We start from the raw sequence: 14,100 nt of genomic DNA, 5'->3' as shown, positions 1-14,100 counted from the left end.
GCTTGCGGAACCGTACACATTTACATCAAAACCAAAATTGCTCAATATGAAAAGGACCTGCCTTGTATGCTTCCTGGCTATGCTGTTTTCGATGGTTTCCTGTAGGAAAAGCGAAATGGCGCCGGCTGAGGGCGAGGACACCGTTTTTTTTGCCGGTAAAAAACTAAGACGCATAACCATCAGCGGCGTACTGTCTGAAGAATTCACCTATTATTCCAACGGCCTTTTGTTCAAACACACTTCCTACATGACGCCGACAGTAAGAAGTTCAGAGCAGGTGTTTTATTACGATACCGACGGAAGGATGGTGAGAACGGTATCCCTGATGAATATCAGCAACAGCTGGAACACAGAAGCGATGGATTCCGGCTACGTGGATTATGAATATCAAAACGGACTCGTATCCGCCGCCAAATATTTTGTGAAGACAAATGGAACGCCCCGGCAAACCAGTTACACGCTCTTCGATTTTGACGCCGCAAAAAGGATCGTTGCAGCAACCGTTTTCTTACCTGCCGGGCAGCCGGCTTCAAAAAACACTTATCAATACGATGGCAATGGCAATGTTTCCGTAAACGAGTTTTTCAGTTATGCAAACGGCGCACCCGTTCTTTCGATGCGGTATAATTTTGAATACGACAACGGGAAAGTTCCCCCGCAATTTGCCTTCCTGCCGCCATTTACGACAAACAGGAACAACCTTACCAGGGAGGTGTATACCAATTTCAACAATGTACCCGGCAACCCACCGGTTACAACAACAACGATCACTTATCAATATACTGCCGAGGGTTATCCCTGGAAAGTGAAGAGCAGCGATGGGGTGGAGAGAACCTACGAATACAATTGAGTTTACTTTAATGTAACTGGTTAAGAATTAAAAGGTTAAAAAGTTGTAGATTACCATACCTTTTTAACCTTTTTATTTTTTAACCCGTTTCAAAGGTCCGGCGCCAATACGTCCTGTCTTTGATGTAACTGCAATGAGAAGAATTAGCTGCGCTTTTTTGTTACTGCTTTGTTTATCCGTTTCCGCCCAGAAAAAAGGACAGGCGCGTATCGATTCAATGATCGCCGCTTTGCCTGCCATCAGCATAGACACTTTACGCGTACAAACCCTGCTTGCCATTGCCGGTGATTATCCGGCCACCAATCCCACGGAAGGGCTCCGTTATTCCAACCTTGCCATCGCGCTTTCGCAGAAAATAAAATACAACAACGGGCTCTTCAATGCATACAGTGTTGGCGGCAACAACCTCCGCATCAAAGGCGATTACACGCAGGCCATCGAATATCATTCAAAAAGCATTGTAATAGCGGAAGCATTGAAAGACGATAAATTGCTGGCTTCGGCATACGGAAGCATTGCCAGTAATTATTTTTACCAGGGCCTCTATCCCAAATCACAGGAGTATTCCCTGCGTTCTCTGAAGATCAACGAAAAACTCGGGCTGAAAGGCGGCATTGCAGGGAACCTGAGCACGCTCGGTAATATTTATTCGTTTCTGAAAGACTATGACAAGGCCATCGAAAATTACGAGCGCGCATTGCGTATCTATGAAGAATTGGGAACTAAGCGGGGGATTGCGATCAATTCAGGAAATGCGGGGTACGTTTACCTTTACCAGAACAAGTTCGAGAAAGCGCTTCAATACATCGGCCGCTCGCAGGCGCTGTACGAGGAGATGGGCAATAAAGACGGCTCAGCAAGTAATTTGCAGGCGATGGGCCGTATTTACCAGTCGCGGCGCGATTACGCCAAAGCCGTAGAATACTATGAGAACGCATTGCGCATCTCCGAGGCAATCGGCAATAAACTACAGATCGCACAGAATAGTTTAACCATCGCCGAAGCCTATGTTCTTGTGGCGAAAGATTCTTTGCCTTCGCCTTTCAAGGGCGCATTGTCTGCACGCGATGGCCTGCTCGCAAAAGCATTGCAGAATGCAAACCGCACCATTGCGCTCCGCAAGGAAATCAATGACCTCAACGGGTTGAATTTTGCATACGACACAAGATCAGAAATAGAATTGTTATCGGGCGATGCTGTGGCCTCGCTTGCGTCGTTCAAAGAGCACATCCGTTACAGGGACAGCGTTTTCAACCTCGAAAAAACAAAAGAGATCAACCGCCGCGAACTGCAGTACGAATTTGGCAAACGCGAAGATTCCATCCGGTTTGAGCAGGCGCTTACCACCCAGCGGCTGGAGCGCCAGCAATTGCTGGGTAAACAACAGGAGCAGGCCCTCGCATTGAACAGGCAGCAGCTTCAGCTGATCAGCAAAGAAAAGGACCTGCAACGGTTGACCTACCTGCAGCAACAGGCGAAGCTGCAACGAGAAAAAGAAATGCAGGAAGAAGCGCTGGAACGGAACAAACTCGAGGCGAAACTTTCAAAAGAAGCAAGCGATAAACAGATCGCGCAGCAGCAGTTGCAGATCAGTTTCGACAAGAAAGTAAAATTGTACCTGGGCATTGCAGTGGCTTCTATTTTATTGATCGCGTTCCTGGTGTATTACAACCAGCAAAAAACAAAACGCCTCAACCGCATCATCGGCAAACAAAAAGCGGAGCTGGAAGAACTCGGTCATGTAAAAGACAGGATCTTCAGCGTGGTTAGCCATGATATGCGTACGCCGGTTAACACGCTTATATCGTTCATTGATATCCTGGAAGATGGCGCCATTTCGCAGAAAAAATTGCAATTGTATGCAGGGGAGCTGAAGAACCAGCTCTCGCACACATCGGTGCTGATGGAAAACCTGCTGAACTGGGCCTCGAGCCAGATGAAAGGTTTTACGCCCGTAACGGAGTCGATTGCCGTAAAAGAATCGGTTGACCAGACCATCGCATTGCTCCAGCAGCAGGCAGCGCACAAGAACATACGGATCGTTAATCATACGAAGGATGATACCAATGTTTGCGCCGACCGCAACATGTTTTCTCTCATCATACGCAACCTGTTGAGCAATGCGATCAAGTTTACGCCCCCGGATGGTTTTATACAGGTGGAAAGCATTACCGGCTACGGGCGTGTTTCCACGACGATCACAGACAGCGGAACAGGAATGCCGCAGGAGAAAATGAATGCGATCAACGACAGAGAATACCTCCATGCCATCGATACAAAGAAAGGAACCCAGGGGGAAACAGGAACAGGGCTGGGGCTCATGCTTTGCAAAACCTTCGCCGCGCTGATGAAGGGAAGCCTGCAGGTAAAACGGAATGAAAATGCAGGAAGCAGTTTTATGATCGAAATGCCGGAAGCGTGATGGCGAATAAATACGTTGAATAGGGAATGCAATACCATGTCTGGTAAAACAAAAAGTTCAGGAAACGCGGCCGATGTTTAATGATTCATCGATCGCGGGTTCCTGAACTTTATCTTTACAGGTTGCGGTGCGGTGTGCACTGTTCAATCAGCTTCCTCTCGATCCGCCCGTCTTGATGGGTTTTTTAGAAGGGCCGGATGCTTTCGTTCCCGGTTTTGCAATGAACTTGGAGCCCTGGCCGCCCATCATACCTTTCGGGCCCTTGCCGGCTTTGCCGTTGTTTTTATTGTTTACTGGTAATGACATAACAAAAAATTTAGCGTGTTATAAATCGACTGTTAAGGTAAGTTGAAATTGTGTATTTTCAAGCGGCGGCGGGCAGTAATTCGGCCGCCCTGTTTTTTTACCAAATATCTGCAGCATGGGAAAAGGAAGACTCGAAGCGTTCAGCGATGGTGTTCTCGCGATCATCATCACCATTATGGTACTGGAAATGAAAGTGCCGCACGACGATTCTATGGAAGAACTGGTGAAGATCGGCCCGGTTTTTATGAGTTATGTATTGAGTTTTGTATACATCGGTATTTACTGGAACAACCACCACCACCTCATGCATGCCGCGCAAAAGATCAGTGGCGGCGCCATGTGGGCCAACAACCATCTTTTATTCTGGTTATCGCTGATGCCTTTTGCCTCCGGGTGGATGGGGGAGAACCATTTTACCAAATGGCCCGTGGTGGTGTACGGCGTGATCCTGTTCATGAACAGCATTTCGTATTACATCCTCGTTTTGTGCCTGTTGAAAGCGAATGGTAAAGGATCCACGCTTGCAAAAGCTTTGGGGAGCGATCTGAAAGGAAAGATCTCGACAGCCATTTATGCGGTGGGCATTGCGGCCGCGTTCCTGCATACCTGGATCAGCCTCGCGTTGTACGCTGTAGTGGCCATTATCTGGCTGATCCCGGACAGGCGAATTGAGCGGACGATAGAACAGGGATGACCTCAAATACGTTCAAATGTTTTTCGGGGAAGCGGAACTCAATCGAGCCGCTTCATCAACGCATCGTCAATTTTCCTGAAAAGATGGTAGGGTTTGTAAACGCGCCATTCGGGCAGATCGGTAAGTTCGATGTAGTAATTCAGTTTTTTCTTTTTGAAATCCTGCTGGGTGGCCTCGGGCATGTTAAGGGCTACGATCCAGCCATTCTGTTCGCTTACTTCGTCGTACCATTCCTGGTAATATTCTTTGTCGCTGCTGTGAAAATTAAGAACGTTCTCCGCAATCAGGATGTATTTGTAGATGCCTTCGTTGTATAGAATGTCCATCACCTCGCGTTTCATTTCCATGATATCGTTCTCTATCGCATCGTTCCATTCCCCGATCAGTTCAATCACGGCGAAGTTGAGTTCGTAATCGGCATAAATGATTTTCATGTACAGCGTGCGGCTCCCGAAATCATCCCATTGCGGGTGGATGTAATAGTTGTACACGGTTTGTGAAAATTCAAATTCACTATAGGTCCTTCCAAAAAAGGGAGAGTGCTTGTCTTCTTCAGACACGTAAATATGGCGCCAGTTGTAAAAAGGTTCTATTTCGTGCATAATCGTTTGGCGCCGGTTTGGGTACTGGGCCACGTTTTTTTAAATGGCTACGAGCCATGAACAGTGGGCTCCGGGCTGATGGCCCATCTCCCGCAGCTCACAGCTCGCAGCTTTGGTTTGTTAAGTATTTTATACCGGCTATGAAGCGTTCGCCGCCTCTACGGCTTTCTTCACACTGCCATGTTTCAGCAACAGATCCTTTGCTTTTTCGTAATCGGTGAGCGATAAACCTTCCATCACCATTTTTACGCCGCGGTCAACCAGCTTTACATTGCTGAGCTGCATGTTCACCATTTTATTGTCTTCTACCCGGCCAAGCTGTATCATTACGGAACTCGATATCATATTCAACACCAATTTCTGTGCCGTGCCGCTTTTCATGCGTGTACTGCCGGTAATGAATTCAGGGCCCACTACAACCTCTACCGGGAAATCTGCTTCGGCGGAAACAGGGGAGCTCGGGTTGCAACTGATGCTTCCCGTGATGATGCCGTGTTTGCGGCACTCTTTCAATGCGCTGATCACGTATGGAGTTGTTCCGCTTGCGGCCAATCCTACAACAACATCCTTATCGCTGATGAAATGTTTCTGCAGGTCAGACCATCCTTTGTCGGTGCTGTCTTCTGCAAATTCCACCGCCTGCGTGATCGCTTTTTCGCCACCGGCGATGAGACCGATCACCAGCCCGTAAGGAACGCCAAAAGAGGGTGGGCACTCGCTCGCGTCCACAATACCCAGTCTTCCGCTTGTGCCCGCGCCGATGTAAAACAAACGGCCGCCGGATAACATTTTATCTGTGATGGCAGCTACCAGTTTTTCGATCTGTGGTATCGCTTTGCCAACCGCATCGGGTACGGTGCGGTCTTCGTTGTTCATGTTCTGTAATAATTCGAGTATCGACATTTTCTCGAGGTGCCTGTAGTTCGACGACTGCTCCGTTACTTTGATAAACTGTGCCATTAAGGTTTTTTTACTTGTGTGTGGTATGCTAATAATCCCTGCATAGGGGCTTTGATCACTTTTCCCAGTTCGAGCTCATAGGTTTCGCAGAGATCTTTCAATACATCCCTGAATCCATAGGCGATGCTGCCAATGAAATGGATCGGCATCGTCCAGCTTTCGCGGTATTTGTAAAGGTGGGTGAAGAAGAAATCGTTCAGCCCGTCCTCGATGATGTTCTCGATCATATAATGCCCACGGTTCTCTGCCAGGAAGATCGCAAACGATGCGAGGTAGCGGTTGGCAAGCGGCTGCTTGTAAACCCGGTCGAGGATCTCGAGGTAACTCGTTTCGAAACGTTTTTCGAAACGGGTCTTCAGTTCTTCGTCGAATGTGTTGTATAAATAGTATTGTACCACTTTTTTGCCCAGGTAAGCGCCACTGCCCTCATCGCCCAGTACATATCCCAGCCCGGGGCTGTTTTTCACGATCTTCTTTCCATCGTAATAACAGGAGTTCGAACCCGTGCCCAAAATACAGGCCACGCCCTTCGATCTGCCGCAAAGCGCCCTGGCTGCGCCGAGCAGGTCTGTCTGGATCTCTGTTTTTGCTTTCGGGAAAAGGGTTTTGAATACTTTTTTTACGATGGCCACATTACCGGCATTGTTCAAACCGGTTCCGTAAAAATGAATATCGGTAACCGTCACATTCTTCAGTTTTGGCAGGATCTCTTTCTGCAACAGCGCGGTGATCTGCTCACCCGTTAAAAAATACGGACTGATGCCCATCGTGCTTATGGTCCTGTTCTTCCCATTCTGAACCAGCCTCCACTCGCATTTGGTGGCGCCGCTGTCTGCGATCAAAGTAACTGCCATGGCTTCAATTTAAGAATACAAGTCTAAGATACCAGGCACAAGGTACAAACTCACAACCGAAACCCGCAAAATCATGCATTTTTGCCCCTGCTTTGCCTATCTCAGGTCTGCGAAACTACAAAAAACCGCATAGCCAGCATTCCTTCCACCAAACTTTAGCCAACATAGTGTAATCGTTATTAATGTCTGTGAGCGTTTGTATGGTTGCTTTTTTCTTTTGGCCAACCTTATATCCATCAACCGTTCACCGGGTGGATGGGTTCCCGCACCTTATATCAAAACCTTCCCGTTCATTCACCTTTTAAGCAGATATTTGCCGTTCAAACACGATTCTAAGAGGAAATTATCTATGGGAAGTAAAAAATTGCAGGTCTGGCTGCCCGTTCTTTTTGCCATTGTAATGGTGGTTGGGATGATGATCGGTTACCAGTTGAAAGACAAAGCAGCAGGAAACAAGTTCTTTAACCTCAACCGCAGAACGTCTATCCAGGACCTGGTGGAGCTGATCAGGAACCGGTATGTTGATAAAGTGAACGTTGACAGCATCAACCAGCTCGCGGCTTCCGAATTGCTGTCGCACCTCGATCCCCATTCTGTTTACATACCAGCAAACAAGGTAAAAGAGGCCAACGAGGACCTGATGGGAAATTTCCAGGGCATCGGCGTTGAGTTCCAGATCCTTGCCGATACGGTAAATATTATGCACGTGATAGAAGGCGGCCCGTCTGAAAAAGTAGGGTTGAAAGTGGGCGACCGGATGCTTGCGGTAAACGATACCGCGAAAGTTGCGGGTGTAAACATCACCTCAGACGGTATCCGGAAATTGTTACGCGGCGAAGAGGGCTCCACCGTAAAAGTGCAGGTGCTGCGCGATGGGGTGAAAAGAGATTTCATGATCCAGCGAGGCGTGATACCTGTTTCGCCTATCGATGCGGCTTATATGATAGAACCCGGCACCGGCTACCTCCGCATCAACAAATTTGCCGACCGCACCTACGAAGCATTTATGCTGAACATGGAAAAACTGCAGAAGCAGGGGATGAAACAACTCATTCTCGACCTGCGCGGCAATGGCGGCGGGTTGCTTAAAGAAGCGATCTCTATTGCAGATGCATTCCTCAGCGGCGATAAACTCATCGTATACACCGAAGGCGAAAACATGAAACGCGCCGAATACAAATGCAGCACCGAGGGCATTTTTGAAACAGGAAAACTGGAAGTGCTGATCGATGAAACAAGCGCATCTGCAAGCGAGGTACTGGCTGGCGCGCTGCAGGATTGGGACCGCGCCACCATCATCGGCAGGCGGTCTTTTGGAAAGGGCCTGGTTCAGCAACCTTTTATTTTGTCTGATGGGAGCGAGGTACGGCTTACCATCGCCCGCTATTATTCCCCACTCGGCCGTAACATCCAGAAACCATACGCCAAAGGCAAAGCCATCTACGAGGAAGAGCTGATGGAACGCTATCACAACGGCGAAGTGGTAGTAGGCGATACCGCGAAACCAACAGGCAAGGCCTACAAAACACCGGGCGGAAGAACCGTTTACGGCGGCGGTGGCATTACCCCGGATGTGTTCGTGCCGATGGATACAACGCACATGGACCCGGCGGCGGTGAAACTGTATTATAAATCCACGCTCAACAGTTACGTGTATCATTATTATATAAACAACCGTCCCTTCTTCGATAAGATGAAAAACCCGGAGCAGCTTACAAAAGAGTTCGTGCCCGGCGAAAAAGAGTGGCAGGGATTGGTATCGTTTGCAAAAAAAGACACCATCAACCTAGCGCCTGTAACACAGAAAGGAAAAACAGAGGTGCTGAAAAGGATACAGTCGCTCATGGCCCGCCAGATCTGGCGCGCCGGTGGTTTTTTTGAAGTAAGCAACCGTACCGACCCAACGATACAGCGGGCGCTGGAGGGATTTAAGTAGATCAAGCCCAAAATCTCATTATATTGCGCCCAGATTCAGGAACAAAAAATACCCTTATGACAATCGAACAATTCAAAGAACTAACGCTCGAACAGAAAATAAAAGAACTGAAATATTCCGGCGAATTGCTGGGTTCTTACGAGCGCAACAACGAGAATGGCGGCCCCAAAACACCCGGTGATATTTTCGCCCTATACGATTTCTGGGTATACCTCAGCGAAGATGAAGAAACCGTGATCCCTTCCAGAAGGAACCCAATCAAAGTGGTGGAAGAAGAGGAAGAATAGCAAGAATAGGAAGAAGAGAAGTAATAAGAGAAGTAATAAGAATAGGAAAAGTCTAAAAATAGTTTTCTAAAATTTGTGATCAGCAACGCCACCAGAAACTGCCGATCCCAAATATCAATGGAACTGTAAAGAGCGAACCCATTAAAAAATGCGGCCGTTCTTCACAGTTCCATTTTTGTAATTACTAATTACTAATTCCTAATTACTAATTATAAAGATGCTCTTAGCGTCAAATGAAACGGTATCTCAATATGCTGCACCGATTGTTCCAATATCAACTGCGCCGTTTTTTCGCCCATCAGTTGAAAATCGGTTGAGATCGTAGTGATGCCGTTCAGGATGATCTTTTTCAGTGGCGTTTCGTTGTAGGAGATAACGCCCACGTGTTTACCCAGTTTCATTTTTGTGGACAATATTTTTTCGATCAGCGTTACCAGATCATCTTCCATCAGGTTGATGTATGCCTCGCCTTCTTTGATCGGCTCATTGGCAATGTTGTGCACCACTTTGCAGTTGAACGCATACTGCTGGCAAAAACGGTTGAAGCCTTTCAGGATCTCTATCGGGTGATAAGTATAAAAAGGAACGATGATCTTGATCGTATGGTACTTGCTCAAATGCGGCAATGCCTGCTCCAGCGCGCCGTAAATATCCTTTTCAAAATTTTCATACACAGCGCCATATTGTCCCTCGATACCCGGAACGATCTTATCCAGCAGAATCAGTTTTTCTTTCGGGATCAGGTTGATCACATCGTGCGCATTCTCGCCGCCGTCCAGGAAATGGGGAATGATCACGTAATGGGTGTAGTCTTTTTTGTTGTTCTGGATCAGCCGTTTGAAAAAATCGAAATCGTTGTTGTAAATATAAAAATCAACAGACGCAAGCTCCCCGAGCGAAGTAACAAATGCATCGTAAATGATCTTTTTATGCGGACTTAATTTATTGAACAGCAGGAATATTTTGAGTTGTTGTTTCAGATCGGTATCCTGAACAAAATAGCCCTTGCCGGGTACAGAACTCAGCACGCCGATCTTTTTTAAATATTTGTAACCTTTCTCTGCCGTATCCCTTGAGATCTCGAATTCAAAACTCAATTCGTTGATCGATGGCAGCAATTCATCCTTCACGATCTTACCGTCGCCAATTGCCTTGATGATCGAATTGGCAAGCTGCAGGTACTTCGGCGTAGCCGAATAATAATCGATGAACAGGTGCTGAAAAACGCTTTTCTTTTTCATGGGGGCAAACAGTCGTTAGCTTGTCAAACTTAGGGAAAAGCTGCGAGTCGCGTACCGCGGCTAAAAAAGAAGCAGGCCGGCGCCTCCTGCCGGGGTTGTGCAAACCGGCGCAACCATGACGGTACATGACAGGGAAAATATTTTAATCGATAGTTTTGAAAACAGTAAATTGGATCATTGCTTGGCCATCATTTGAAAACCTTCTGCTCATGGGTATTATTCTCGGTGTTATTTTTCATTTCATAGGCGGTTTTGCGTCCGGCAGTTTTTACATGCCGTACAAGAAAGTGAAGGGCTGGAGCTGGGAGAGTTTCTGGATCGTTGGTGGTTTGTTTTCGTGGCTCATTGTTCCACCCATTGCGGCGTACCTCACCATTCCCAATTTTATGGACATCATCACCGCTTCCTCGTCGCAGATCCTGGGAACGGTGTTCCTGATGGGTTTGCTCTGGGGCGTGGGCGGCCTCATGTATGGCCTGGGCGTTCGCTACCTCGGTATGAGCCTTGGCAATTCGGTGATACTGGGTTTCTGTTCTGCATTCGGTTCGCTCATACCGGCCATCTATTACAATTATGTGCCCACCGCCGGCAAAGAGAACCAGACCATCAGCCACATGCTGCAGAATACAGGCGGGCAATGGGTTTTGGCAGGTGTGGCCGTTTGTATCATCGGCATTGCCATCTGCGGCCGTGCGGGAACAATGAAAGAGAAGGACCTCACGCCCGAAGCAAAACAGGCCAGTGTTAAGGAATTCAGTTTGGTCAAAGGTCTGATCATCGCAACCATCTCGGGCATACTCAGCGCATTTTTTAATTTTGGTATCGAAGCAGGGAAACCCATGGCCGATATTGCCAATGCAAACTGGCAGGCAACACATCCGGGGGAAGGCAATTTTCTTTTTCAGAACAATGTGATCTTTGTCGTGATCCTGTGGGGCGGACTCACAACCAATTTTATCTGGTGTATGATCTTGAATGCGCGCAACAAAACATTCGGCGACTACACCAATAAAAAAACGCCGCTCAATAAAAATTATCTTTTTTCCGCCCTCGCGGGAACAACCTGGTTCTTACAATTCTTTTTTTATGGGATGGGTGAAAGCAAAATGGGCAACGGCGCAAGTTCGTGGATACTGCACATGTCGTTCATCATCCTGGTGGCCAATCTTTGGGGCATTTATTTAAAAGAGTGGAAAGGCGTAAGCGGAAAAACAAGGTCAACGATCGTGATCGGTATACTTACCATCATCGCATCCGTATGCATTGTGGGGTATGGCAATTCGTTGGCGCAGCAATAAAAAACTTTAACAAACATAACTGACCAGAGTGAATACAGTAACAGAATTTAAACACGTGAGTTATTTGTGGGATGATGCCAAAGCCGCAACCATGGCAGGCGATGAAGTAGCGTTGCTGATCTACCGATCCAACCTGTTGGGCGCCGACCTCCGCCTCACCAATTATGGCGGCGGCAATACTTCCTGTAAAGCCATGGCCAGGGATCCGCTCACCGGGCAGGAAACAGAAGTGATGTGGGTGAAAGGGAGCGGCGGCGACCTGGGCACATTAAAAGCAAGCGGCCTCGCAGCATTGTATGTTGACAGGCTCCGCAGTTTGAAAAACGTTTACCGCGGTATAGACCACGAAGATGAAATGGTTGAACTTTTCAACCACTGTATTTTCGATCTTGCCTCCAAAGCGCCTTCGATCGATACGCCGTTGCACGGCTTCCTTCCCTTCAAACACATCGATCACTTACACCCCGATGCCGCCATCGCCATCGCTGCGGCAAAGGATGGTAAAAAGATCACGCAGGAATTGTTCAACGGAACGATCGGCTGGGTTGACTGGCAACGCCCCGGTTTTGATCTCGGTCTGAAACTGAAAGCCTGCTTCGACGAAAACCCAGGCATCCGCGGCATCATGCTCGGTTCACATGGTTTGTTTACCTGGGGCGACACCGCCTACGAAAGCTACATCAACACGCTCGAAGTGATCGAACGTTGCGCCGAATACATTGAAGACGCCGTTGCAAAAAACACAACGGTTTTCGGAGGTGCTGTCACCACATCATTGCCCAAAGAAGAAAGACTCAAACAGGCCGCTGCATTTGCTCCCGTGCTGCGTGGTTTTTGTTCGTCGCATACGAATATGATCGGGCATTTTTCTGATGACGAGCGCGTACTCTCTTTCATCAATTCAAAAGACCTCGCAAGGCTCGCACCCATGGGCACTTCCTGCCCAGATCATTTCCTGCGCACAAAGATCAGTCCGCTGGTACTCGAACTTGCACCAGCAGAAAACCTTGGCGATACCGCTTCTCTCAAAGAAAAATTAAAACCCGCATTTGAGGGCTACAGGAAAATGTATGCCGATTACTACAACAACTGCAAACATCCCAATAGTCCCGCCATGCGCGATGCAAATCCCGTGGTGATCTTATACCCCGGCGTGGGCATGTTCACCTTCGCGGTGAACAAACAAACTGCGCGTGTAGCGGCCGAATTTTATACCAACGCCATCAACGTAATGCGTGGCGCCGAAGCCATCTCTGCTTATACTTCCCTTCCAAGACAGGAGGCCTTCAATATCGAATACTGGCTGCTTGAAGAAGCGAAGCTGCAGCGTATGCCCAAACCCAAAGCATTGTCTGGAAAGATCGCACTCATTACGGGCAGTGCAGGAGGGATCGGGAAAGCGATCGCTAAAAAGATGGCTGACGAAGGCGCCTGTATCATTGTGAACGACAATGATGCTGAACGCCTGAACACGGCCAATGAAGCGTTGCAGAAAGAATACAGCAAAGACGTTTTCACAACGGTGTTGCTTGATGTGACCAGCAGAACCGATATCCAGAACGCGTTTGAAAAAGCGGCGCTTGTGTTTGGCGGTGTTGATATTGTTGTGAACTGTGCGGGATTGTCGATCTCAAAACCGCTCGAAGAACACACCGATAAAGACTGGGACCTGTTGTACGATGTACTCGTAAAGGGTCAATTCACTGTAACCCAGGAAGGCGTAAACATCATGCGCAAACAGGAACTCGGTGGGCATATACTGAACATCGTGAGCAAGAATGCGTTGGTGAGCGGCCCGAACAATGCGGGCTACGGCTCTGCAAAAGCAGCGCAACTGCACCTGAGCAGGCTCAATGCAGCGGAGCTTGGCAAAGACAGGATCCGCGTGAATGTTGTGAACCCCGATGCAGTGATCAGCGACAGCAAGATCTGGCAGAGCGGTTGGGCCGAGGGAAGAGCGAAAGCCTACAACGTAACGGTAGAGGAGCTCCCGGCCTATTATGCAAAAAGAACATTGCTCAACGAGATCATCAACCCCGGCGATATCGCCGATGCCTGTTTCGCATTCGTGGGCGGCCTCCTGAACAAATCGACCGGCAATGTACTCAATGTTGATGGCGGCGTAGCCACGGCATTTGTACGGTAAACATACTTTAACGACAAGCAGTCGAAAGGGTTGATGGTTTTCCAATTGTCAACCCGCCTTTTTAAAGCAACTATTCGTTGCCACAGATTTCTCGGATTAACACAGAAGTTTTTTGGGTATACAAGCTTGCGCAAAACTTCTGTGTTAATCCGTGAAATCTGTGGCAACAAAAGAAAATGAACTGTCTATGCAGAGGATCGCCTTCAAAATGCAACTCCACAAAGGCTTTGAAGCAGAGTATGCAAAGCGCCATGAAAAATTATGGCCCGAACTGGAAACACTGTTGAAGGAAACGGGCATTGCAGAATATTCTATTTTCCTGGATGAATCTACACTCTCCCTTTTTGGTATGTTGAAAATGGAAGACCCATTAAGGCTGGATGAGTTGCCCGCGCACCCCGTTATGCAGAAATGGTGGGCTTACATGAAAGATATCATGGAAAGCAATCCTGATCATTCGCCTGTTAGCGTACCTTTAAAAGAAGTATTTTATTTAGCCTGAAA

Annotated in this window: 13 protein-coding genes; 8 read left to right on the top strand and 5 right to left on the bottom strand. The window is 47.9% G+C overall.

Annotation, left to right across the window (positions count from 1 at the left end; genetic code table 11):
- Positions 1-46 precede the first annotated feature (46 nt).
- Positions 47-850, top strand: a complete 804-nt coding sequence (locus GWC95_RS07310; protein ID WP_161818034.1) for a hypothetical protein — start codon at positions 47-49, stop codon at positions 848-850.
- Positions 851-983: 133 nt separating this feature from the next.
- Positions 984-3,272 (top strand): tetratricopeptide repeat protein, encoded by a 2,289-nt coding sequence (locus GWC95_RS07305; RefSeq protein ID WP_161818033.1) that lies wholly within the window; start codon positions 984-986, stop codon positions 3,270-3,272.
- 147 nt (positions 3,273-3,419) lie between these two features.
- Here GWC95_RS07305 and GWC95_RS07300 read toward each other — a convergent pair whose 3' ends face one another.
- Positions 3,420-3,578 (bottom strand): hypothetical protein, encoded by a 159-nt coding sequence (locus GWC95_RS07300; protein ID WP_161818032.1) that lies wholly within the window; start codon positions 3,576-3,578, stop codon positions 3,420-3,422.
- Positions 3,579-3,693: 115 nt separating this feature from the next.
- Here GWC95_RS07300 and GWC95_RS07295 point away from each other — a divergent pair, with 115 nt between their 5' ends.
- A complete protein-coding gene (locus GWC95_RS07295) occupies positions 3,694-4,272 on the top strand; it encodes a TMEM175 family protein (protein WP_161818031.1) in 579 nt (192 codons plus the stop codon).
- 38 nt (positions 4,273-4,310) lie between these two features.
- On the opposite strand, the gene GWC95_RS07290 is transcribed toward GWC95_RS07295, so the two are convergent.
- From GWC95_RS07290 to GWC95_RS07280, 3 genes are all read right to left on the bottom strand, one after another.
- Complete coding sequence (locus GWC95_RS07290; protein WP_161818030.1) at positions 4,311-4,874, bottom strand: hypothetical protein; 564 nt, start codon at positions 4,872-4,874, stop codon at positions 4,311-4,313.
- Between the two features lie 138 nt (positions 4,875-5,012).
- Positions 5,013-5,834, bottom strand: a complete 822-nt coding sequence (gene murQ, locus GWC95_RS07285) for an N-acetylmuramic acid 6-phosphate etherase (protein WP_161818029.1) — start codon at positions 5,832-5,834, stop codon at positions 5,013-5,015.
- Positions 5,834-6,688, bottom strand: coding sequence for an N-acetylglucosamine kinase (locus tag GWC95_RS07280; RefSeq protein ID WP_161818028.1), 855 nt, complete (start codon positions 6,686-6,688; stop codon positions 5,834-5,836). The genes murQ and GWC95_RS07280 overlap by 1 nt, the downstream gene beginning before the upstream one ends.
- A gap of 349 nt (positions 6,689-7,037) precedes the next feature.
- Here GWC95_RS07280 and GWC95_RS07275 point away from each other — a divergent pair, with 349 nt between their 5' ends.
- The gene (locus GWC95_RS07275) at positions 7,038-8,624 is read left to right on the top strand and encodes a S41 family peptidase (protein ID WP_161818027.1); all 1,587 of its coding nucleotides are present in this window, start codon (positions 7,038-7,040) and stop codon (positions 8,622-8,624) included.
- A gap of 56 nt (positions 8,625-8,680) precedes the next feature.
- Positions 8,681-8,911: a hypothetical protein gene (locus tag GWC95_RS07270; RefSeq protein ID WP_161818026.1), complete on the top strand. Its 231-nt coding sequence runs from the start codon at positions 8,681-8,683 to the stop codon at positions 8,909-8,911.
- A 209-nt stretch (positions 8,912-9,120) separates the two neighbouring features.
- Here the strand turns inward: GWC95_RS07270 and GWC95_RS07265 are convergent, their stop codons facing one another.
- Positions 9,121-10,152: a GntR family transcriptional regulator gene (locus GWC95_RS07265; RefSeq protein WP_161818025.1), complete on the bottom strand. Its 1,032-nt coding sequence runs from the start codon at positions 10,150-10,152 to the stop codon at positions 9,121-9,123.
- Positions 10,153-10,361: 209 nt separating this feature from the next.
- Here GWC95_RS07265 and rhaT point away from each other — a divergent pair, with 209 nt between their 5' ends.
- The 3 genes from rhaT (at position 10,362) to rhaM (ending at position 14,098) form a co-directional block, all read left to right on the top strand.
- Positions 10,362-11,450, top strand: coding sequence for an L-rhamnose/proton symporter RhaT (gene rhaT / locus GWC95_RS07260; protein WP_161818024.1), 1,089 nt, complete (start codon positions 10,362-10,364; stop codon positions 11,448-11,450).
- 28 nt (positions 11,451-11,478) lie between these two features.
- Entirely contained in the window at positions 11,479-13,596 is a 2,118-nt protein-coding gene (locus GWC95_RS07255; protein WP_161818023.1) for a bifunctional aldolase/short-chain dehydrogenase, read from the top strand.
- Positions 13,597-13,747: 151 nt separating this feature from the next.
- Entirely contained in the window at positions 13,748-14,098 is a 351-nt protein-coding gene (gene rhaM / locus GWC95_RS07250; protein ID WP_317164102.1) for an L-rhamnose mutarotase, read from the top strand.
- Positions 14,099-14,100 lie beyond the last annotated feature (2 nt).

The sequence above is a fragment of the Sediminibacterium roseum genome, from assembly GCF_009939005.1.
GTDB classification, from domain to species: domain Bacteria; phylum Bacteroidota; class Bacteroidia; order Chitinophagales; family Chitinophagaceae; genus Sediminibacterium; species Sediminibacterium roseum.
The sequence above is the reverse complement of the archived record's forward strand: the minus strand, read 5'-3'. Positions and strand labels throughout refer to the sequence as shown.